The organism is Pandoraea sp. NPDC090278, assembly GCF_044772185.1.
In the GTDB taxonomy this organism is placed as follows: Bacteria; Pseudomonadota; Gammaproteobacteria; order Burkholderiales; family Burkholderiaceae; genus Pandoraea.
This window is the reverse complement of the sequence record NZ_JBIVYJ010000001.1, coordinates 458,088-476,519: the sequence shown is the minus strand read 5'-3', so window position 1 is coordinate 476,519 and position 18,432 is coordinate 458,088. Positions and strand designations below refer to the sequence as shown.

Here is an 18,432-nt window from a genome sequence, read left to right as displayed (position 1 = left end):
GAGTCTCGCCGCGCCGCTCAGGTGCCCGAGGGTTCCGGCTTGGCCAGCGCCATCACGGTGTGCATGTCCTTGTCGCCACGCCCCGAGAGATTGACCAGAACGATCTGATCCTTCGGCAGCGTCGGTGCAAGCTTGCACGCGTAAGCGAGCGCATGGCTCGACTCCAGCGCGGGGATAATGCCCTCGATCCGGCAGCAATTGTGGAAGGCCTGCAGCGCCTCGTCGTCGGTAATGCCCACGTATTCGGCGCGCTTGATGTCGTGCAACCAGGCGTGCTCGGGACCGACACCGGGGTAGTCCAGACCGGCCGAGATCGAATGCGTCTCGGTGATCTGACCGTTGGCGTCCTGCAGCAGATAGGTACGGTTGCCGTGCAGCACGCCGGGCGTGCCGCCGATGATCGACGCCGCGTGACGACCGGTCTCGATGCCGTCGCCAGCCGCTTCCACGCCCACGAGCTTCACGTCCGGCACGTCGATGTACGGATAGAAAATCCCCATCGCGTTCGAACCGCCGCCCACGCAGGCCAGCACGTAGTCCGGCTGGCGACCCGCAAGTTCAGGCATCTGCACCTTGCACTCTTCGCCGATCACGCTCTGGAAGTCGCGCACGAGCATCGGGTACGGGTGCGGGCCCGCCACGGTGCCGATGATGTAGAACGTGTTTTCGACGTTCGTCACCCAGTCGCGCATGGCTTCGTTCAGGGCGTCCTTGAGCGTCTTGGAGCCGGATTCCACCGGCACGACGGTCGCGCCGAGCAGTTGCATGCGATACACGTTGGCGGCCTGACGCTTGACGTCTTCCGCGCCCATGTACACCACGCACTCCATGCCGAAGCGCGCCGCGATGGTCGCCGTGGCCACGCCGTGCTGCCCTGCGCCGGTCTCGGCGATCACACGGGGCTTGCCCATGCGACGCGCGAGCAGCGCCTGCCCGATCACGTTGTTCACCTTGTGCGCGCCCGTGTGGTTCAGGTCCTCGCGCTTGAGGTACACCTGCGCGCCACCCAGTTCCTGGCTCCAGCGCTTGGCGTGATAGATCGGCGACGGACGGCCGACGTAGTGCTTCAGTTCGTAATGGAATTCTTCGAGGAAGGCCGGATCGTGCTGATACTTGGCATAAGCCGCACGCAGTTCGTCGAGCGCGTGGATCAGCGTCTCGGCCACAAAGACACCGCCGTATTGGCCGAAATGGCCGCTGGCGTCAGGTAAATCGTACATGGTCGTCACTCATCGGTTGCCGGAGGGCGGGAGAGCGGGAGAACGGCCCCTGTGCCCACCCCGGCGGGTTGCTTCACTGTGCGTCGGCAGCGAGAACCGCTTGCACGAACGCCGTCATGCGGGCGTGATCCTTCACGCCCCGCGACGCCTCCACACCGCTCGACACGTCGACGGCATAGGGCGCCACCCGGCGGATGGCTTCAGCAACGTTGTGTGCGTTCAAGCCACCACTCAAAACGGCCCGACGCGCGATGTCTTTTGGAATAAGTGACCAATCGAAAACCTTTCCTCCACCGCCGTAGCCCTCGACCAGGGCATCGAGCAAGATGCCTTGCGCGGCGGTGTATGTATTGGCGAATTGTAGCAAATCGCCACTGTCTTTCGTGTCCGGGCCAATACGCATAGCGCGCATGTACGGACGGTTGCCCGCCGCCGCCGACAACGCCGCGCATTGCTCAGGCGATTCGTCGCCGTGGAATTGCAGCGCGGTGAGCGGAACGGCGTCCACCGTGCGGGCGATCTCGTCGGCGCTCGCGTTGACGAACAGCCCCACGAGGCTCACATACGACGGCACCCGGCGCGCCAGTTCAGCCGCTCGCGCGAGGTCCAGGTAACGCGGGCTCGGCGGATAGAAGACGAAACCGATGGCGTCGACCCCCAGCGCCACGGCGTGGTCGATGTCGGCGGCCTGCGACAGGCCACAGATCTTGATACGCGTACGAGACTTCACGGCATTCGGGGATTTCATGACTTGGCCCACGGCATCGGGAACGGCCACGCAGCCCAATTGGGCTCGGGTACGTCGAATCGCTCAGGATACCCGACGCGCGCCAGGTACAGGCCGTCCGGCATGAACGTCGGGGCGGCCTGACGGCGGTCGCCGCTCGCGAGCACGTGCGTCATCCAGCTGGCAGGCTGACGCCCACGCCCGACCGCCACCAGACATCCCATGATGTTGCGCACCATGTGATGCAGGAAGGCGCTTGCGCGAAAGCGGAAGAGGAAGAAGTCGCCGTGCTGTTCGATATCGATGGCGTACAGATGTTTTACCGGTGTCTTGGCCTGACATTCGGACGAACGAAACGCCGAGAAATCATGCTCGCCGACCAGCACCTGACTCGCCTCGCGCATGGCCGCCAGATCGAGCGGCGTATGCAGCCAGCCGCAACGACCTTCGAGTAACGGCGAGCGCACCGGATTCGCGTACAGGACGTAGAAGTACGTGCGCTCGAAAGCGGCGAAACGGGAGTGGAAATCGTCCGGCATAGCCTTCGCCCACTGCACGGCGACGGTCTTCGGCAGGAAGGCGTTCACGCCGCGCACCCACGAGAACATCGCGCGATCCAGATCGGTATCGAAATGCACCACCTGACCGATGCCATGCACGCCGGTGTCGGTGCGGCCCGCGACCGTGGTCGGCAGCGCTACACCGCCGAATTCCCGCAGCGCGGCTTCGAGCGTCTGCTGCACGGTGTTGCCATGCGGCTGCGATTGCCAGCCGGAGAACGCCGTGCCGTCGTAGTGGATGCCCAGTGCGATTCGCATATGAAAAAGAAAAACGGGCGCTCAACCAACGAGCGCCCCAAACTACGGTCAATCAGTCTTGTTCGGGTCGAGTCTCGCGACTCACCGATAGGCACGTTGCGAGACGTGAGGAACAGGGATTACTTGCCCAGCTCAGCCAGTCGCGAGCGTGCGACGGACTGCTGTGCGGCGTCGCCGCCTGCAATCACTTCTTCGAGCAACTCGCGCGCGCCGTCGTCGTCACCAATCGTCTGGTAAGCCGTCGCCAGTTCGAGCTTCGTGTGGAACTCGTCGGGCACACTCGGATCGGTCTCAGCCGCAGCGCTCGGCCGGGTCTCGACTTGGTGCGGGACGATCGCTTCCGGCGCGTGCGCCGATGCCTCGGGTGCGGCCGCTTGATGCTGCGGCGCTGCGGGCACTTCGGCGTAAGGCGTCTGCGGTGCCGACGTATCCAGCGTCTCGTGTTCGACCAGCGCTTCCTCGCCAGTCACGTCCGGGAGCGTCGGGGCGCTGACGAATGCGGGTGCGGCGGCCTGGGCGTCGTCGCCCTTCAAATCGAGACTGAAGTCCGACAGATCGAACGACATCGGACGCAGCGACGGGGCTTCATGCGCCGCATCGGTGTAGCTGCGCGGCGCTTCCGTGGCGCTGGCGGCCTGCTGCATCGCGGCGTCGAAGTCTGCGTCGCTCAGCTCGCCGTCGAGATCTTCCGGCTCGTCGCCAATATCGGCCATGTCCGTCATATCGCCGGAATCCGCCGTGTGGGCAGCCTCCAGACGCGGGTCGCCCGGAGGCGCCATCGTGAACTGTACCGAGCCGATGCCCTTGCTCAGTGACGGCAAGGCTTCACTCGAAATCGTGCCGACATTCGCGGGCTGGCCCGGAATGCCCAAATCGAGATCGCCGAGCATGCCCGCCACACCGCCTTCGGGGGTGGCATCCACATGCTCCACATGCTCGACATGCGACAGCGTCTCGGCGGCGACACCACCCGTCGCGGCAGCCGCGCCCAGCGCTTCGAGCGATGTCAGGGCATCGTCAGCGTGCGCATCGTGGGAATCCTGCGGGGCAGACGTCTGACCGGCTTCTTCGGCAAATGCCGCGTCCCAATCGATTTCCGGCTCGCTGGCGGCGTCCGCCACCGGTTCCGACTCGTGGGTCGGCGCGTCATCCATCACCGGCTCAGCGGGCGCGTCGAAGGCTTCGGACGCGGCTTGCTCAGCGTGCACTGCGTCCTGCGACTCGCCGAGGCCTTCGGCATGCGCCGTTTCAGCCAGTTCGTCGGTCACGGGGGCTTGCTCGGCGTCCCACGCATCCAGCTCGTTCGACGCAGCGGCCGTGGAATCCAGAGCGACTTCGTCGTGTGCAGCCGCTTCGGTCTCCGGCTCCGACCACGCTGCGTCGGCTTCCGGATGCAGATGTTCGTCAGCCTCAGCCTGATTCGCGGCATACAGCGCGGCAGCCCCGGCAGCACCCGCAGCGGCGACACCGGCGGCCGTCGCAACGCCATGCGACGGCTCGACGGCATCAGCCGCTTGTGGCTTGTCTTGCGAGGATGTGGGCTCGACGTTGCCACCCTGACTGTCACGACCGTCGTCGTAAGGTCCCGGCTGGCCGACCGGCGGCTCAGCGCGGCGACGACGCATCAGCCACCACAGGCCGAGCAACACCACCAGCACACCGGCGCCTGGCAGCACATACGGATTCTGCGTGACCGCGCGCCAGTTCATGGCGGCATTCGGCGTCGGCTTCGATTCGGCCACCGGTGCGCTGGCCGCTGCCGCAGACGCTGCGGCTGCATCGCTTGCCGGTGCAGCCACCGCCGTTGCCTCGGAGGCGTTCGCGTCAGCCGATGCGGCCGAGGCGGCATCACCCGCCGCAGCGCCGGACGCAGCCGCCGCCGTCGCATTGCTCGCGGCGGCATCTCCCGGTTTAGCGTCGGCATTTGCAACTGCATTCGTCGCCGGTTGGGTGCTTGCGGCCGCAGGTGCGGTCGTCTTGCCATCGGCGGATTTCGCCGTCTTCTCTTGCGCAGACGCCCCGGAAGCGGTGGCGGCCTGCTGCTCCAGATTAGCGACGGCCTGATTCTTCATCGCCAACAGCTTCTGGAGATCTGCTACGTTCTTCTGCAACTCATTCACCCTGCCCTGAGCCTCGGTCTGGGCCTTGCCCTGGGCGATTTGCTCTTCTTCGTTGCCGCCGGCACGGCCCGCCGTGCCTCCCTTGCCGGGTCGCGACAACTTCAACTCATCGCGTGTGGCGGGGGCGGCAGCTTCCGGTGCCTTGCCCGCCTCGATCGCGCCCTGTGCACTGCGGCCACCGGCCGGTGCTGCCTGCTGCGCCGTGGAATCGGCCAGCCGCGCGCGATACGCGTCAAACTGTTCCCGCGCAGCCGACACGAACTTGCGTGCCTGCGCAGGCGGAATGCTCTGCACTTGCGCATCGGCGGGACGATTCAACGTCGCCCCCTGGCGCAAACGGTTGGGATCGTTGCCGATGAACGCCGAACGATTCGATTCGAACAGCGCGGTCATCATCTGGGCCAGCGTCGTGCCGCCTTCCCCGCCCGTGTACTCCCGGGCAATCGACGACAGCGAGTCGCCGCGCGTCACCGTGCGGGCATTCTCGCCCGAGGCCGCGGCGCGTTGCTCCGCGCCGTTACCAGCGGGTGCGGGCGCGGCAGGCGTAGCAGCGACGGCTGAGCGAGATGTGGAAGCCGATGCGTCGGCAGTGGCGGCAGAATTAGCCGCAGCGGCAGGCACAACAGCCTGCGGCTGTGCAGCGCTGGCTTCCGGAATGGCGGACAGCGTCACGGCATTCGACTGACGACCCGTGCGCCATTCGAGGACCAGCAACAAATCGAGGAACGACGTGCTGACAGGCTCGGCCGAATCGACGTGCACGAGATACGTGCCGCTGTACCCGGCGTCTCGACCGCCCGTGGGCGTCACCGACACGGACAGCTTGTCGAGCGTGGGATCGTAGCGCAGCCCGGCCTGCTTGAAGGCATCGCGCGGCGCGAGCTTCACCGACAATCCGTCGGCCTCGGCCTGCGAGACATTGCCCAGCACGATCACGGCGCGCAACGGCTGGCCCGGACCCGAGCGAACCTGTTGCGGACCGAACTCGGCCGCGCCGGCGTTCAGGAGCCCGAGGCTCCACAAGACAGCCGCCGCCGCACTCAAGCGAAACGAATTGCGGGACGAATTTGCGCGCTTGCCGGTCGAGTATTTCCGCACTGTGTCTTGTCTAGCCTGTCAGTCGTTTTTCACTGGTCACTCATGCAATACGAGTGACCTCCCAAAGCGCGGACGGCGGCCTCGCGGGCCGCCGTTCTTCACGCCTTACCGATACGCTGCAACGCTTACGCGTCGAGCAGGATCCGCAGCATGCGGCGCAGCGGTTCTGCCGCGCCCCACAACAGTTGATCGCCCACCGTAAATGCCGACAGGTACTCCGGACCCATCGACATCTTGCGCAAGCGCCCCACCGGGATCGACATCGTGCCGGTCACAGCCGCAGGCGTCAAATCGGTCATCGACGCTTCGCGCGTGTTCGGCACCACCTTCACCCAGTCGTTCGCCTGGCCGATGATGTCGGTCAGTTCGTCTAACGGCACATCTTTCGTAAGCTTGATGGTCAGCGCCTGGCTGTGGCAACGCATCGCACCGATACGCACGCACAGACCGTCGACCGGAATGGCACGCGTGCCCGGGAAGCCGTCGCCCAGACCCAGAATCTTGTTCGTCTCGGCACCGCCCTTCCACTCTTCCTTCGACTGACCATTGCCCAGATCCTTGTCGATCCAAGGAATCAGGTTACCGCCCAGCGGCACGCCGAATTGCTTCGTTTCGTCAGCCGTCAGCGCGTGTTGCTTGGCGAGCACCTTGCGGTCGATCTCGAGGATCGCCGAGTGCGGATCGTCGAGCAGCGCCTTGACTTCGGCGTTGATCGTGCCGAACTGCGTGAGCAGTTCGCGCATGTGCTGCGCACCGCCACCCGATGCTGCCTGATACGTCATCGACGTCAGCCAGTCGACAAGACCGTGCTGGAACAGACCGCCCAGGCCCATCAGCATGCAGCTGACCGTGCAATTGCCGCCGACGAAGTTCTTCGTGCCCTTGGTGAGCGCGTTCTTGATGACGTCGAGGTTGACCGGATCGAGCACGATGATCGCGTCGTCCTTCATGCGCAGCGTCGACGCGGCATCCACCCAGTAACCGTTCCAACCCGCTGCACGCAGCTTCGGGAAGATTTCTGTTGTGTAGTCACCGCCCTGGCAGGTAATGATGATGTCGCATTTTTTCAGCTCGTTGACATCATTGGCGTCTTTCAGCGAAGTTTCGTTCTTCGCCATCGACGGGGCTTTGCCGCCCGCGTTGCTGGTGCTGAAAAACACCGGCTCGATCAAGGCAAAGTCGTTCTCCTGCTGCATACGCTGCATCAGAACCGAACCGACCATGCCCCGCCAACCTACCAGACCTACGGTTTTCATTTATCCACTCTCTTATCGTTGCAATTGCGCCGAGGGGCGTCTCCCGACGCCCCGTCAACGTTACAGCGCAGCAACCACTGCTGCGCCCATTTCGCGCGTACCGACCTTGGTCGCGCCTTCCTGCCAGATGTCGGGCGTGCGCAACCCCTGCGCCAGCACCTTCTTCACCGCGTTTTCGATACGGTCGGCCTGTTCGGCACGACCCAGCGTGTAACGCAGCATCATGGCAGCCGACAGGATCGTTGCCAACGGATTGGCCACGCCCTTACCGGCGATATCGGGGGCCGAACCATGCGACGGCTCGTACAACCCCTTGTTATTGGCATCCAGCGAAGCCGACGGCAGCATGCCGATCGAACCCGTGAGCATCGCAGCCTCGTCCGACAGGATATCGCCGAACATGTTACCCGTCACCACCACGTCGAAGTTCTTAGGTGCCTTGACCAGTTGCATCGCGGCATTGTCGACGTACATATGCGACAGTTCGACCTCAGGATACTGCTTCGCGACCTCGATCATCGTGTCGCGCCACAGTTGCGACGTCTCCAGCACGTTGGCCTTGTCCACCGAGCAAAGACGCTTGTCGCGCTTGGCTGCGGCCTGGAAAGCCACGTGGGCGATACGCTCCACTTCGGGCACGCTATAACGCATGGTATCAAAACCTTCGCGTGCACCTTCGAAAGCCCCATCCGGCGATTGACGGAAGCCCTTGGGCTGACCGAAGTAAATGTCGCCGTTCAGCTCGCGAATGATCAGGATATCAAGACCGGCGACGATCTCCGGCTTCAGGCTCGACGCGTCGGCCAGTTCCTTGTACAGAATGGCCGGACGGAAGTTGGCGAACAGTTGAAGGTGCTTGCGCAGCCCCAGAATCGCCTGCTCGGGACGCAGTGCGCGCTCCAGCGAGTCGTACTTCCAGTCGCCCACGGCGCCGAACAGGATGGCGTCGGCTTCCTTGGCCAGCTTGAGCGTGGCGTCCGGCAGCGGATGCCCCGCCGCCTCATAGCCCGCACCGCCCACCGGCGCTTCTTCCAGCTCGAACTTCTCGCCAAGCGCGTTCAGCACATTGACGGCTTCCGTCACAATTTCCGGACCAATGCCGTCACCCGGCAACACAGCGATTTTCATGCAATCTCCTTGGATGTGTGCTCAGCAGCGCGGGGCTCAGCCCGGCAGACGCGTTGCGAGCCACGGCTGCTTGGCGAGCCGCTCAGCCTCATAGGCGCGAATCTTGTCGGCGTGACGCAGTGTCAGGCCAATGTCGTCGAAACCGTTCAACAGGCAGTACTTGCGGAACGGCGCGATGTCGAACTCATAAGCGCGACCGTCGGCCGTCACGACCGCCTGCTTGTCCAGATCGATGGTCAACTGATAGCCGTTGAACGCGGCCGTCTCGTTGAACAGATGGTCGACCTGCATCTCGGACAGCGCGATCGGCAGCAGCCCGTTCTTGTAGCAGTTGTTGAAGAAGATGTCGGCGAAGCTCGGCGCAATCACGGCACGGAAACCGTATTGCTGCAACGCCCACGGAGCGTGCTCACGCGAGCTGCCGCAGCCGAAGTTCTTGCGTGCGAGCAGCACGGTCGCGCCCTGGAAGCGCGGCTGGTTCAGCACGAAATTCGGGTTGAGCGGACGCGTGCTGCAGTCCTGCCCCGGCTGACCGACATCGAGATAACGCCACTCGTCGAACAGGTTCGGGCCGAAACCCGTGCGCTTGATCGACTTCAGGAATTGCTTGGGGATGATCGCGTCGGTATCGACGTTTTCGCGATCCAGCGGTGCCACCAACCCCGTATGGACGGTAAATTTTTCCATCACGAACCACCTGATCAAAACAGTTCGGCCACGGCCTGCCGCTTGCGTGCAGCGACCGTCAAACCGGAAATTTGTAGGTGTGCGTGCGGGGCTCCTGCCCGCGCGACGCACACCGTCGCATCACTTCTTCGCGGCGTTTTCGAGCGCCGAGCCAGCGGCTTGCGTATCTTTGCCGAGGCCCGCCATCGTGTTGCAACCCGCCACGCCCAACAGCAGCACCGCACCGATCAGCATCCACAGTTTCTTCATGGTCTTGTCTCTATCAAAGAAAATGTCCAACAACGGATAAATCGATGCTTGCCCGTCAGACGAGACGACGCACGTCGACGAAATGGCCCTCGATGGCGGCAGCCGCCGCCATCGCCGGGCTCACCAGGTGAGTACGTCCACCCGCGCCCTGACGGCCTTCGAAGTTACGGTTCGACGTGGAAGCGCAACGCTCGCCCGACTCCAGACGGTCGGCATTCATCGCCAGACACATCGAGCAGCCCGGCTCACGCCATTCGAAACCGGCCGCCTTGAAGACCTGATCCAGCCCTTCCTGCTCGGCCTGATGCTTGACCAGCCCCGAGCCCGGCACCACCATCGCCAGACGCACGTTCGACGCCACGCGTCGGCCGAGCTTCTTCACGACGTAAGCCGCCGCACGAATGTCTTCGATGCGCGAGTTGGTACACGAGCCGATGAACACCTTGTCGACATTGATGCTCGACATCGGGGTGTCCGGCGTGAGCGCCATGTACTCGAGCGCGCGCTCCATGGCGCTGCGCTTGACCGGGTCTTTTTCCTTCTCGGGATCCGGCACGCGATCTTCGATGCTCACGACCATTTCCGGCGACGTCCCCCAGCTCACCTGCGGACGCAGCGTGTTGGCGTCGATCTCGACCACGTGGTCGAACACGGCACCGGCATCGGTATGGAAACCGCGCCAGTAGGCTTCGGCCTGCTGGAACTCCACACCGGTCGGCGCAAACGGACGGCCCTTCACGTAGTTGATGGTCGTATCGTCAACGCCCACCAGACCCGCGCGCGCACCGGCTTCGATTGCCATGTTGCACACCGTCATGCGGCCTTCCATCGTGAGCGAGCGAATCGCCGAACCAGCGAACTCGATCGTGTAGCCCGTGCCGCCGGCCGTGCCGATCTTGCCGATGACGGCCAGCACGATGTCCTTCGCCGAGCAGCCACGCGGCAGCGTGCCTTCGACCTTCACGAGCATGTTCTTGCTCTTCTTCATGAGCAAGGTCTGCGTCGCGAGCGTGTGTTCGACTTCCGACGTACCGATACCGAACGCCAGTGCGCCGAAAGCGCCGTGCGTGGACGTATGCGAGTCGCCGCACACCACCGTCATGCCCGGCAACGTCGCGCCCTGCTCCGGCCCGATCACGTGCACGATGCCCTGACGGACGTCGTTCATCTTGAATTGGGTGATGCCGAAGTTATCGCAGTTCGCGTCGAGCGTATCGACCTGCAAACGCGAGATCGGATCGGCAATGCCTTGCGTGCGATCGGTGGTCGGCACGTTGTGGTCCGACACCGCGAGGTTGGCGGACAAACGCCAGACCGGACGCTGCGCGAGTTTTAGACCCTCAAACGCCTGCGGACTGGTCACCTCATGCAACAGATGACGGTCGATGTAAAGCACAGTCGTGCCATCGTCCTCGGTATGCACGACGTGTGCATCCCACAACTTGTCATACAGCGTCTTGGCCATGATAAAAAACTCGGGGGCGCAATATAGTTCTGAGAACGCAAATTACGGTTCTGTGAACTTTTGATTATGCCATAGCGCTTTCGCGCCGGCGGAATACGAAATCCCCGGGAAACCGGGCGGTAAACGCACGATGAACCGGGGATTTGTGCGAATCACGGCAGCTTGTGCCGTTGATTCGAATATAGCGCAACGAGGGCTCGTTGCGGGCCGCACGGCCTTGCCGTTTCGGCAAGGTTGCGGTGCCGGCACGGCAAGCGGGGGCCGTGCCGGACGCCTCGACAGGCTTAGCGCTTGTCGATCGGCGCGACTTCGCGCGGCGTGTGGCCGATGAACAGCTGACGCGGACGGCCGATCTTCTGATCCGGCTCGCCGATCATTTCGTTCCACTGCGCGATCCAGCCCACGGTACGGGCCAGCGCGAAGATGCAGGTGAACATCGACGTCGGGATGCCCAGCGCGCGCTGAACGATGCCCGAGTAGAAGTCGACGTTCGGGTACAGCTTGCGCGACACGAAGTATTCGTCTTCCAGGGCGATCTTCTCGAGCTGCATGGCCAGCTTGAACAGCGGGTCGTCGTGCAGGCCCAGTTCGTTGAGCACTTCGTAGCACGTCTCGCGCATCAGCTTGGCACGCGGGTCGTAGTTCTTGTACACGCGGTGACCGAAGCCCATCAGCTTCACGCCCGAGTTCTTGTCCTTCACCTGCTTGATGAATTCGGGGATCTTGTCCGGCGAACCGATCTGCTCGAGCATGTTCAGCGCGGCTTCGTTCGCACCACCGTGCGCCGGGCCCCACAGACATGCGATACCGGCAGCGATACAGGCGAACGGGTTCGCACCCGACGAACCGGCCAGACGGACGGTCGACGTCGAAGCGTTCTGCTCGTGATCTGCGTGCAGGATCAGGATACGGTCGAGCGCGCGCACCAGCACGTCGTTGACCTTGTACTCTTCGCACGGGTTGGCGAACATCATGCGCATGAAGTTCGCGCTGTACGACAGGTCGTTGCTCGGGTACACGAACGGCTGACCGATGCTGTACTTGTACGCCATGGCGACGAGCGTCGGCAGCTTGGCGATCAGACGAATCGCCGAGACTTCGCGGTGGTTCGGGTTATTGATGTCCAGCGAGTCGTGGTAGAACGCCGACAGAGCACCCACCGAACCCGTCAGCACGGCCATCGGGTGAGCGTCGCGACGGAAGCCACGGAAGAAGAAGTTCATCTGCTCGTGAACCATCGTGTGACGGGTCACCGTGTCGACGAAATCCTTCTTTTGTTCGGCATTCGGGAGTTCGCCCTTGAGCAGCAGGTACGAGGTCTCGAGGAAGTCGCAGTTAGTGGCCAACTGCTCGATCGGGTAGCCGCGGTACAGCAACTCACCCTTGTCGCCATCGATGTAGGTGATGGCCGAATTGCACGACGCCGTCGACATAAAGCCGGGGTCATACGTGAACTTGCCGGTCTGGCCGTACAGCTTGCGGATGTCAATCACATCCGGGCCCATCGTTCCCTGATAAATCGGCAGCTCTACGCTGGGCGAATCGTCGGAGAAAGATAGGGTGGCTTTAACATCAGACGGAGTCATATCGCTTCCTCAAAAAAATTCCAAAACCCCTACACGGCACGCAAAAGCGCCAGCAGGCGCTGCACGTCCGGCCCGTCCAGATCCGCCTCGGGCTCTTTACGCGCTAGCAGCAGATCCATCAAATCGTTGTCGCTCAAATCGAGCAGCTTTGTGAGGGCGCCCACATCCTCGTCAGTCAGCGAAGCTTCGTACTTGGCGAAGAATCGTTCGAGGATGAGGTCGTTTTCCAGCAAACCGCGGCGTGCCCGCCAGCGCAGGCGGGCACGTTTTACCGGATCGGACTGGTGATTGATATCCGGCATGATCGTTGGGTCAGACGGCGCGACGCACCATCAGCTCCTTGATCTTGCCGATGGCCTTCGTCGGGTTCAGACCCTTCGGGCACACATCCACGCAGTTCATGATCGTGTGGCAGCGGAATAGGCGGTACGGATCTTCCAGATTGTCCAGACGCTCGCTGGTCGCCGTGTCGCGGCTGTCCGCGATGAAGCGGTAAGCCTGGAGCAGACCGGCCGGGCCGACGAACTTGTCCGGGTTCCACCAGAAGCTCGGGCACGACGTCGAGCACGATGCGCACAGAATACACTCGTACAGACCATCGAGCTCATCACGCTGTTCGGGCGACTGCAGACGCTCCTTCTCCGGTGCCGGCTCGGGGTTGATCAGGTACGGCTTGATCGAGTGGTACTGGTTGAAGAAGTGCGTCATGTCGACGATCAGGTCGCGAATGACGGGCAGACCCGGCAACGGCTTCAGCACGATCTTGTGCGGCAGATCGTTCATGTTGGTCAGGCAGGCCAGACCGTTCTTGCCGTTGATGTTCATGGCGTCCGAACCGCACACGCCTTCGCGGCACGAGCGGCGGAAAGCGATGCCTTCGTCGATCTTCTTGAGCTTCACCAGTGCGTCGAGCAGCATGCGCTCGTGACCGTCGAGTTCGACCTCGTAGGTCTGCATGTACGGTGCGGCATCCTTGTCCGGATCGTAGCGGTAGACTTCAAAAATGCGTTTCATGATCTTGCGAATCCCTTAGAACGTCCGCGCCTTGGGCGGAACCGAGTCGACGGTCAGCGGCTTCATCTGCACCGGCTTGTAATCCAGACGGTTGCCTTCGCTGAAGAACAGCGAGTGGCGCATCCAGTTGGCGTCGTCGCGCTCCGGGTAGTCGCTGTGCGCGTGCGCACCGCGGCTTTCCTTACGGGCTTCCGCTGCGATCATGGTGGCCTTGGCCACTTCGATCAGGTTGTCGACTTCCAGCGCTTCCATACGCGCCGTGTTGAAGACCTTCGACTTGTCCTTCAGGTGGACGTGCGACACGCGCTCGGCCACTTGCTTGATCTCGTCCACGCCTTCCTTGAGCAGGTCCGACGTACGGAACACGCCAGCGTGCTTCTGCATCGTCGCGCGGATGTCGTTGGCGATGTCCTGTGCGTACTCGCCCGAGCTCGAAGCTTCCAGACGGCCGAGGCGTGCCAGCGCGTTGTCGCCGGCATCGGCAGGCAGCGGCTTGTGGTCGCCGTGGTTCTTGACGAAGTCGACGATGTGGTTACCGGCAGCACGGCCGAACACCACGAGGTCGAGCAGCGAGTTCGTACCCAGACGGTTGGCACCGTGGACCGACACGCACGAGCACTCGCCCACAGCGTAGAAGCCGTTGACGGGCACCGACGAGCCGTCCTTCTGGAGCACGACCTGACCGTTGTAGTTCGTCGGAATACCGCCCATCTGATAGTGGATGGTCGGCACGACGGGGATCGGTTCCTTGATCGCGTCGACGTTGGCGAACTTCAGTGCGATTTCGCGAATCGACGGCAGGCGCTTCATGATCGTCTCGGCACCGATGTGCGAGAGGTCGAGCAGCACGTAGTCGCCGTTCGGGCCGCAGCCACGGCCTTCCTTGATTTCCTGGTCCATCGAACGCGACACGAAGTCACGCGGCGCCAGATCCTTCAGCGTCGGAGCGTAACGCTCCATGAAACGCTCGCCGTTCGAGTTACGCAGAATACCGCCTTCGCCGCGCACACCTTCGGTGATCAGCACGCCCGCACCGGCCACGCCGGTCGGGTGGAATTGCCAGAATTCCATGTCTTCGAGCGGAATGCCTGCACGTGCAGCCATGCCCAGACCGTCACCGGTGTTGATGAACGCGTTGGTCGAAGCGGCGTACACACGGCCGGCACCGCCGGTCGCGAACAACGTGCACTTGCCTTCGAGCAGGTAGACTTCGCCGGTTTCGAGTTCCAGTGCCGACACGCCGAGGACATCGCCCTCTTCGTTGCGGATCAGGTCGAGCGCCATCCACTCCACGAAGAAGTGGGTCTTGGCAGCGACGTTTTGCTGGTACAGCGTGTGCAGCAGGGCGTGACCGGTACGGTCAGCGGCCGCGCAAGCGCGCTGGACGGGCTTCTCGCCGTAGTTGGCCGTGTGGCCACCGAACGGACGCTGGTAAATCGTGCCGTCCGGGTTACGGTCGAACGGCATGCCGAAGTGTTCCAGCTCGTAGACGGCGTTCGGTGCCTGACGGCACATGAACTCGATCGCATCCTGGTCGCCGAGCCAGTCGGAGCCCTTGATGGTGTCGTAGAAGTGGTAATGCCAGTTGTCTTCGCTCATGTTGCCGAGCGAAGCGCCAATGCCGCCTTGAGCAGCAACGGTATGCGAACGGGTGGGGAACACCTTGGACAGCACTGCCACCGACAGACCGGCCTTGGCCAGTTGCAGCGAAGCGCGCATGCCCGAACCACCTGCGCCCACGATGACTACGTCAAAGCGGCGGCGCGGCAGCGAATTTTTAATTGCAGCCATTCTTTACACTCTCCACAAAATCTGCGCGGCATAGCCGGCACAAGCCAGCAGCCAGACGATCGTCAGCGCGTACAGCGCCAGTCGCACACTGACGGGCTTGACGTAGTCCATCCAGATGTCGCGAATGCCGACCCACGCGTGATAGAACAGCGAGAGCAGCGTAACGAACGTGGCCAACTTCATCCATTGATGCGAGAAGATGCCGGCCCAGCCTTCGTAGGAGAAGTTCTTGGCGGTGAAGAACCACACCAGCAGGATCACCGTGTACACGGCCATGATCACTGCGGTCATGCGCTGCGCAATCCAGTCGCGCAGGCCGTAGTGGGCGCCGACGACCAGGCGCTTGGAACCGATATTGTTCTGTGCCATCTTAGAACGCTCCGAACAGCTTGAGGGCGACGGCCAGCGTCAGCACCAGCGACACGGCCAGTACGACCACAGCCGAATTCTTGCCGCCTTCCTTGCTCACTGCGTCGTGATTGAAGTCCATGCGCAGGTGGCGCACGCCAGCACAGAAGTGGTGCAGGAAGCCCCACGACAACGCCAGGATGACGAGTTTGACAAACCAGTTGGAGGCAACGCTTCGAAGAGTTTCGAAGGTCAGTTCCGACGTGAGGCTCTGTTCGAACAGATACAGCGCGAACGGCAACAGAAGGAACAAGATGACACCGCTAATACGGTGCAGGATCGAAACGATACCAGCCGGCGGGAGACGGTACGAGACAATCTGTCCGATACCGATATTCCTGTAGACTGGCCGCTCTTTTTTTACCACTTCAGCCATGCTAGACCCCATGTAGTTACATCAGCCCCGGATTTTAGCGCCGATTCTAGTGCATTGCACCATACCGGTTCCAACGCTCCGGAAATTCCTGCCAACGGCGCACGACACGCCGCCCCCAAGCCTCGACTTTCAGGCACTTGCCGGCCACGACACCGGCGCATCCCTGGGGAAAGTCGCCCTACCCTCTCAACAATTTCACGTCAGACTCGACTTCGTCTTCAACTTAGTTCGTTCTGATAATGATGTTCCGTGGTGACATACCAACCCCGGCGCACTTCCACCGGTTTGTCTCCATAAGTGTAGGAAACGCGCTCCACACTCAGAAGAGGAAAACCCTTCGGCACCTTCAGCAGATCCGCCGTCATGTCGTCTGCGGCCACGGCGCGGACTTTCTCCACGGCGCGAATCATGCGCGTACCGAATTCGTCTTCGAACAGGCCATACATCGGCCCCTTGTATTCATTGAGCTTTTCCGCCGTCAACCCACGGAACAACGACCCGGGCAGCCAGATTTCGTCGAGCACCGTCGGACGGTCCGAGAAATCCATCATGCGACGGATCAGAATCACGCCGTCACCCGCACGCAGATCCAGCTGACGTGCGATTTCCGCCGGTGCGCGCATACGGCGGCACTCGATCAGGCGGCTGGGCGGGTGATGGGGTTCGCCCGAGTCGGGCGCAAGACGCAGAAACCGGAATTGCACCCGGTCTTCATGATGGGTGGCGACGAACGTGCCGCGGCCCTGACGGCGCACCAACAGGTTCTCGGCCGCCAGCTCGTCGATGGCTTTACGCACCGTTCCCTGACTGACCTTGTAACGGCCTGCCAGATCGACTTCGCTGGGAATGATTTCGCCGGGCTTCCACTCGCCGGCTTGCAGGCTCTGGGTAATGAGCCCCTTGATCTGCTGGTACAGCGGGCTGAAGGTCGGCGACGCTCCAGCGGTCACGCCACCCTGCACGGCCTGTGCAGACGGGGAGACCTGAGCGACATCGCGCGCGCTGTCCGATCGCTGCGGCGCGTCGACAGGCGGCGTGGTGTTGGATGTGTCGCGAACGTTCGCATTCATGGCGGGGATTTGACCACAAATCAAGACCTTCGTCCATCGAATAACAGCAATAATCCTATGTCTTATATAAGACATAAGATAGAGTTGACATTCGTTCTGGCGACTCCTACACTGGCGCGGGCTAACAGGGGCCTGCAGCCGCAGCACGGCTATCTTATAAGATAAGAGAGTCCGGTGCTTCGCACATGTCGACGGCAGCACTCCCCGCGCAGCCCGCAAGCTTCCGTAGGTCAAGGAATTTTAGAAGCTTCATGTGACGCGGCGCTGTCAGCCTGGCAAAAATTTGCCCCCCGGACGGTGAGCCCATCCTGAGCTTCGCAGGATTATTTGTACACGTCTGGAGAGATTCTCATGGCAAAACCCGCAATGCGTGTCGCCGTCACCGGCGCCGCTGGCCAAATCGGCTACTCCCTGCTGTTCCGTATCGCCAATGGCGACATGCTCGGCAAGGATCAGCCCGTCATCCTGCAACTGCTCGACCTCCCGCAAGCTCAAGCCGCCGTCAAGGGCGTCGTGATGGAGCTCGAAGACTGCGCGTTCCCGCTGCTGGCCGGCGTGGTCGTGACCGACGACCCGAAGGTCGCCTTCAAGGATGCCGACGTCGCCCTGCTGGTTGGCGCCCGTCCGCGCTCGAAGGGCATGGAACGTAAGGATCTGCTCGAAGCGAACGGCGCGATCTTCACGGTGCAGGGCAAGGCCCTGGACGAAGTCGCCAGCCGCAACGTCAAGGTGCTGGTCGTCGGCAACCCGGCGAACACCAACGCCTACATCGCCATGAAGTCGGCCCCGAATCTGCCGAAGGAAAACTTCACCGCGATGCTGCGCCTGGATCACAACCGTGCTCTGTCGCAACTCGCCGCCAAGACCGGCAAGCCGGTCGCGAGCATCGAAAAGCTGGCCGTGTGGGGCAACCACTCGCCGACGATGTACGCCGACTACCGCTTCGCCACGATCGACGGTCAGGGCGTGAAGGCCATGATCAACGACGACGTGTGGAACAACGACGTGTTCCTGCCGACCGTCGGCAAGCGCGGCGCCGCCATCATCGAAGCCCGTGGTCTGTCGTCGGCTGCTTCGGCTGCCAACGCTGCCATCGATCACATCCATGACTGGGTGCTGGGCTCGAACGGCAAGTGGGTCACGATGGGTATCCCGTCGGACGGCTCGTACGGCATCCCGGAAGACGTGATCTACGGCGTGCCGGTGATCTGCGAAAACGGCAAGTACAAGCGCGTGGAAGGCCTCGAGATCGACGCTTACTCGCGTGAAAAGATGGACTTCACGCTCAAGGAGCTCGAAGAAGAGCGCGCTGGCGTGGCCCATCTGTTGGGCTGATTTCCCAGGAATACCCCGGGATCCGGCCCCGCGTGACGCCAAAAGCGTCGCAACGGGCCGAAACTGCGCCGGCGGCTACCCCCA

The 18,432-nt window shown here is 62.6% G+C and carries 17 protein-coding genes; 1 reads left to right on the top strand and 16 read right to left on the bottom strand.

The genetic code is table 11. The annotated features are described in order from the left end of the window. Positions 1 to 17: 17 nt before the first annotated feature. The 16 genes from trpB to ACIQWO_RS01965 all read right to left on the bottom strand — a co-directional run bounded on the left by trpB (position 18) and on the right by ACIQWO_RS01965 (position 17,013). A complete protein-coding gene (gene trpB / locus ACIQWO_RS02040; protein ID WP_402818553.1) occupies positions 18 to 1,220 on the bottom strand; it encodes a tryptophan synthase subunit beta in 1,203 nt (400 codons plus the stop codon). A 73-nt stretch (positions 1,221 to 1,293) separates the two neighbouring features. Next, positions 1,294 to 1,968, bottom strand: a complete 675-nt coding sequence (locus ACIQWO_RS02035; RefSeq protein WP_402818550.1) for a phosphoribosylanthranilate isomerase — start codon at positions 1,966 to 1,968, stop codon at positions 1,294 to 1,296. After that, entirely contained in the window at positions 1,965 to 2,765 is an 801-nt protein-coding gene (gene truA / locus ACIQWO_RS02030) for a tRNA pseudouridine(38-40) synthase TruA (RefSeq protein WP_402818547.1), read from the bottom strand. Before truA ends, ACIQWO_RS02035 begins: the two co-directional genes overlap by 4 nt. Before the next feature lie 119 nt (positions 2,766 to 2,884). After that, positions 2,885 to 5,908 carry a FimV/HubP family polar landmark protein gene (locus ACIQWO_RS02025; RefSeq protein WP_402818544.1) on the bottom strand — a complete coding sequence of 1,008 codons (3,024 nt, stop codon included), beginning with the start codon at positions 5,906 to 5,908 and terminating at the stop codon, positions 2,885 to 2,887. A 200-nt stretch (positions 5,909 to 6,108) separates the two neighbouring features. Continuing rightward, a complete protein-coding gene (gene asd / locus ACIQWO_RS02020; RefSeq protein ID WP_233325354.1) occupies positions 6,109 to 7,239 on the bottom strand; it encodes an aspartate-semialdehyde dehydrogenase in 1,131 nt (376 codons plus the stop codon). Positions 7,240 to 7,299: 60 nt separating this feature from the next. After that, positions 7,300 to 8,367: a 3-isopropylmalate dehydrogenase gene (leuB, locus tag ACIQWO_RS02015; RefSeq protein WP_150576797.1), complete on the bottom strand. Its 1,068-nt coding sequence runs from the start codon at positions 8,365 to 8,367 to the stop codon at positions 7,300 to 7,302. A 36-nt stretch (positions 8,368 to 8,403) separates the two neighbouring features. After that, positions 8,404 to 9,054: a 3-isopropylmalate dehydratase small subunit gene (leuD, locus tag ACIQWO_RS02010; RefSeq protein WP_402818539.1), complete on the bottom strand. Its 651-nt coding sequence runs from the start codon at positions 9,052 to 9,054 to the stop codon at positions 8,404 to 8,406. A 120-nt stretch (positions 9,055 to 9,174) separates the two neighbouring features. Continuing rightward, positions 9,175 to 9,303, bottom strand: a complete 129-nt coding sequence (locus ACIQWO_RS02005) for an entericidin A/B family lipoprotein (RefSeq protein WP_023596599.1) — start codon at positions 9,301 to 9,303, stop codon at positions 9,175 to 9,177. Between the two features lie 55 nt (positions 9,304 to 9,358). After that, positions 9,359 to 10,768 carry a 3-isopropylmalate dehydratase large subunit gene (gene leuC, locus ACIQWO_RS02000; protein ID WP_402818536.1) on the bottom strand — a complete coding sequence of 470 codons (1,410 nt, stop codon included), beginning with the start codon at positions 10,766 to 10,768 and terminating at the stop codon, positions 9,359 to 9,361. Between the two features lie 284 nt (positions 10,769 to 11,052). Continuing rightward, a complete protein-coding gene (gene gltA, locus ACIQWO_RS01995) occupies positions 11,053 to 12,354 on the bottom strand; it encodes a citrate synthase (RefSeq protein WP_150576794.1) in 1,302 nt (433 codons plus the stop codon). Positions 12,355 to 12,383: 29 nt separating this feature from the next. Further along, positions 12,384 to 12,656, bottom strand: a complete 273-nt coding sequence (locus ACIQWO_RS01990; RefSeq protein ID WP_046291553.1) for a succinate dehydrogenase assembly factor 2 — start codon at positions 12,654 to 12,656, stop codon at positions 12,384 to 12,386. A gap of 10 nt (positions 12,657 to 12,666) precedes the next feature. Further along, positions 12,667 to 13,371, bottom strand: coding sequence for a succinate dehydrogenase iron-sulfur subunit (locus ACIQWO_RS01985; protein WP_150664872.1), 705 nt, complete (start codon positions 13,369 to 13,371; stop codon positions 12,667 to 12,669). 12 nt (positions 13,372 to 13,383) lie between these two features. Continuing rightward, complete coding sequence (gene sdhA, locus ACIQWO_RS01980) at positions 13,384 to 15,159, bottom strand: succinate dehydrogenase flavoprotein subunit (protein WP_150664871.1); 1,776 nt, start codon at positions 15,157 to 15,159, stop codon at positions 13,384 to 13,386. A 3-nt stretch (positions 15,160 to 15,162) separates the two neighbouring features. Further along, on the bottom strand, positions 15,163 to 15,528 hold the full coding sequence (gene sdhD, locus ACIQWO_RS01975; RefSeq protein WP_150576792.1) for a succinate dehydrogenase, hydrophobic membrane anchor protein: 366 nt from the start codon (positions 15,526 to 15,528) through the stop codon (positions 15,163 to 15,165). Position 15,529: 1 nt separating this feature from the next. Continuing rightward, positions 15,530 to 15,943, bottom strand: a complete 414-nt coding sequence (gene sdhC / locus ACIQWO_RS01970; protein ID WP_039399176.1) for a succinate dehydrogenase, cytochrome b556 subunit — start codon at positions 15,941 to 15,943, stop codon at positions 15,530 to 15,532. 218 nt (positions 15,944 to 16,161) lie between these two features. Further along, positions 16,162 to 17,013 carry a GntR family transcriptional regulator gene (locus tag ACIQWO_RS01965; protein WP_402818528.1) on the bottom strand — a complete coding sequence of 284 codons (852 nt, stop codon included), beginning with the start codon at positions 17,011 to 17,013 and terminating at the stop codon, positions 16,162 to 16,164. Positions 17,014 to 17,364: 351 nt separating this feature from the next. Between ACIQWO_RS01965 and ACIQWO_RS01960 the strand changes: the two genes are divergently transcribed. Continuing rightward, the gene (locus tag ACIQWO_RS01960; protein WP_233325351.1) at positions 17,365 to 18,348 is read left to right on the top strand and encodes a malate dehydrogenase; all 984 of its coding nucleotides are present in this window, start codon (positions 17,365 to 17,367) and stop codon (positions 18,346 to 18,348) included. Positions 18,349 to 18,432: the final 84 nt, after the last annotated feature.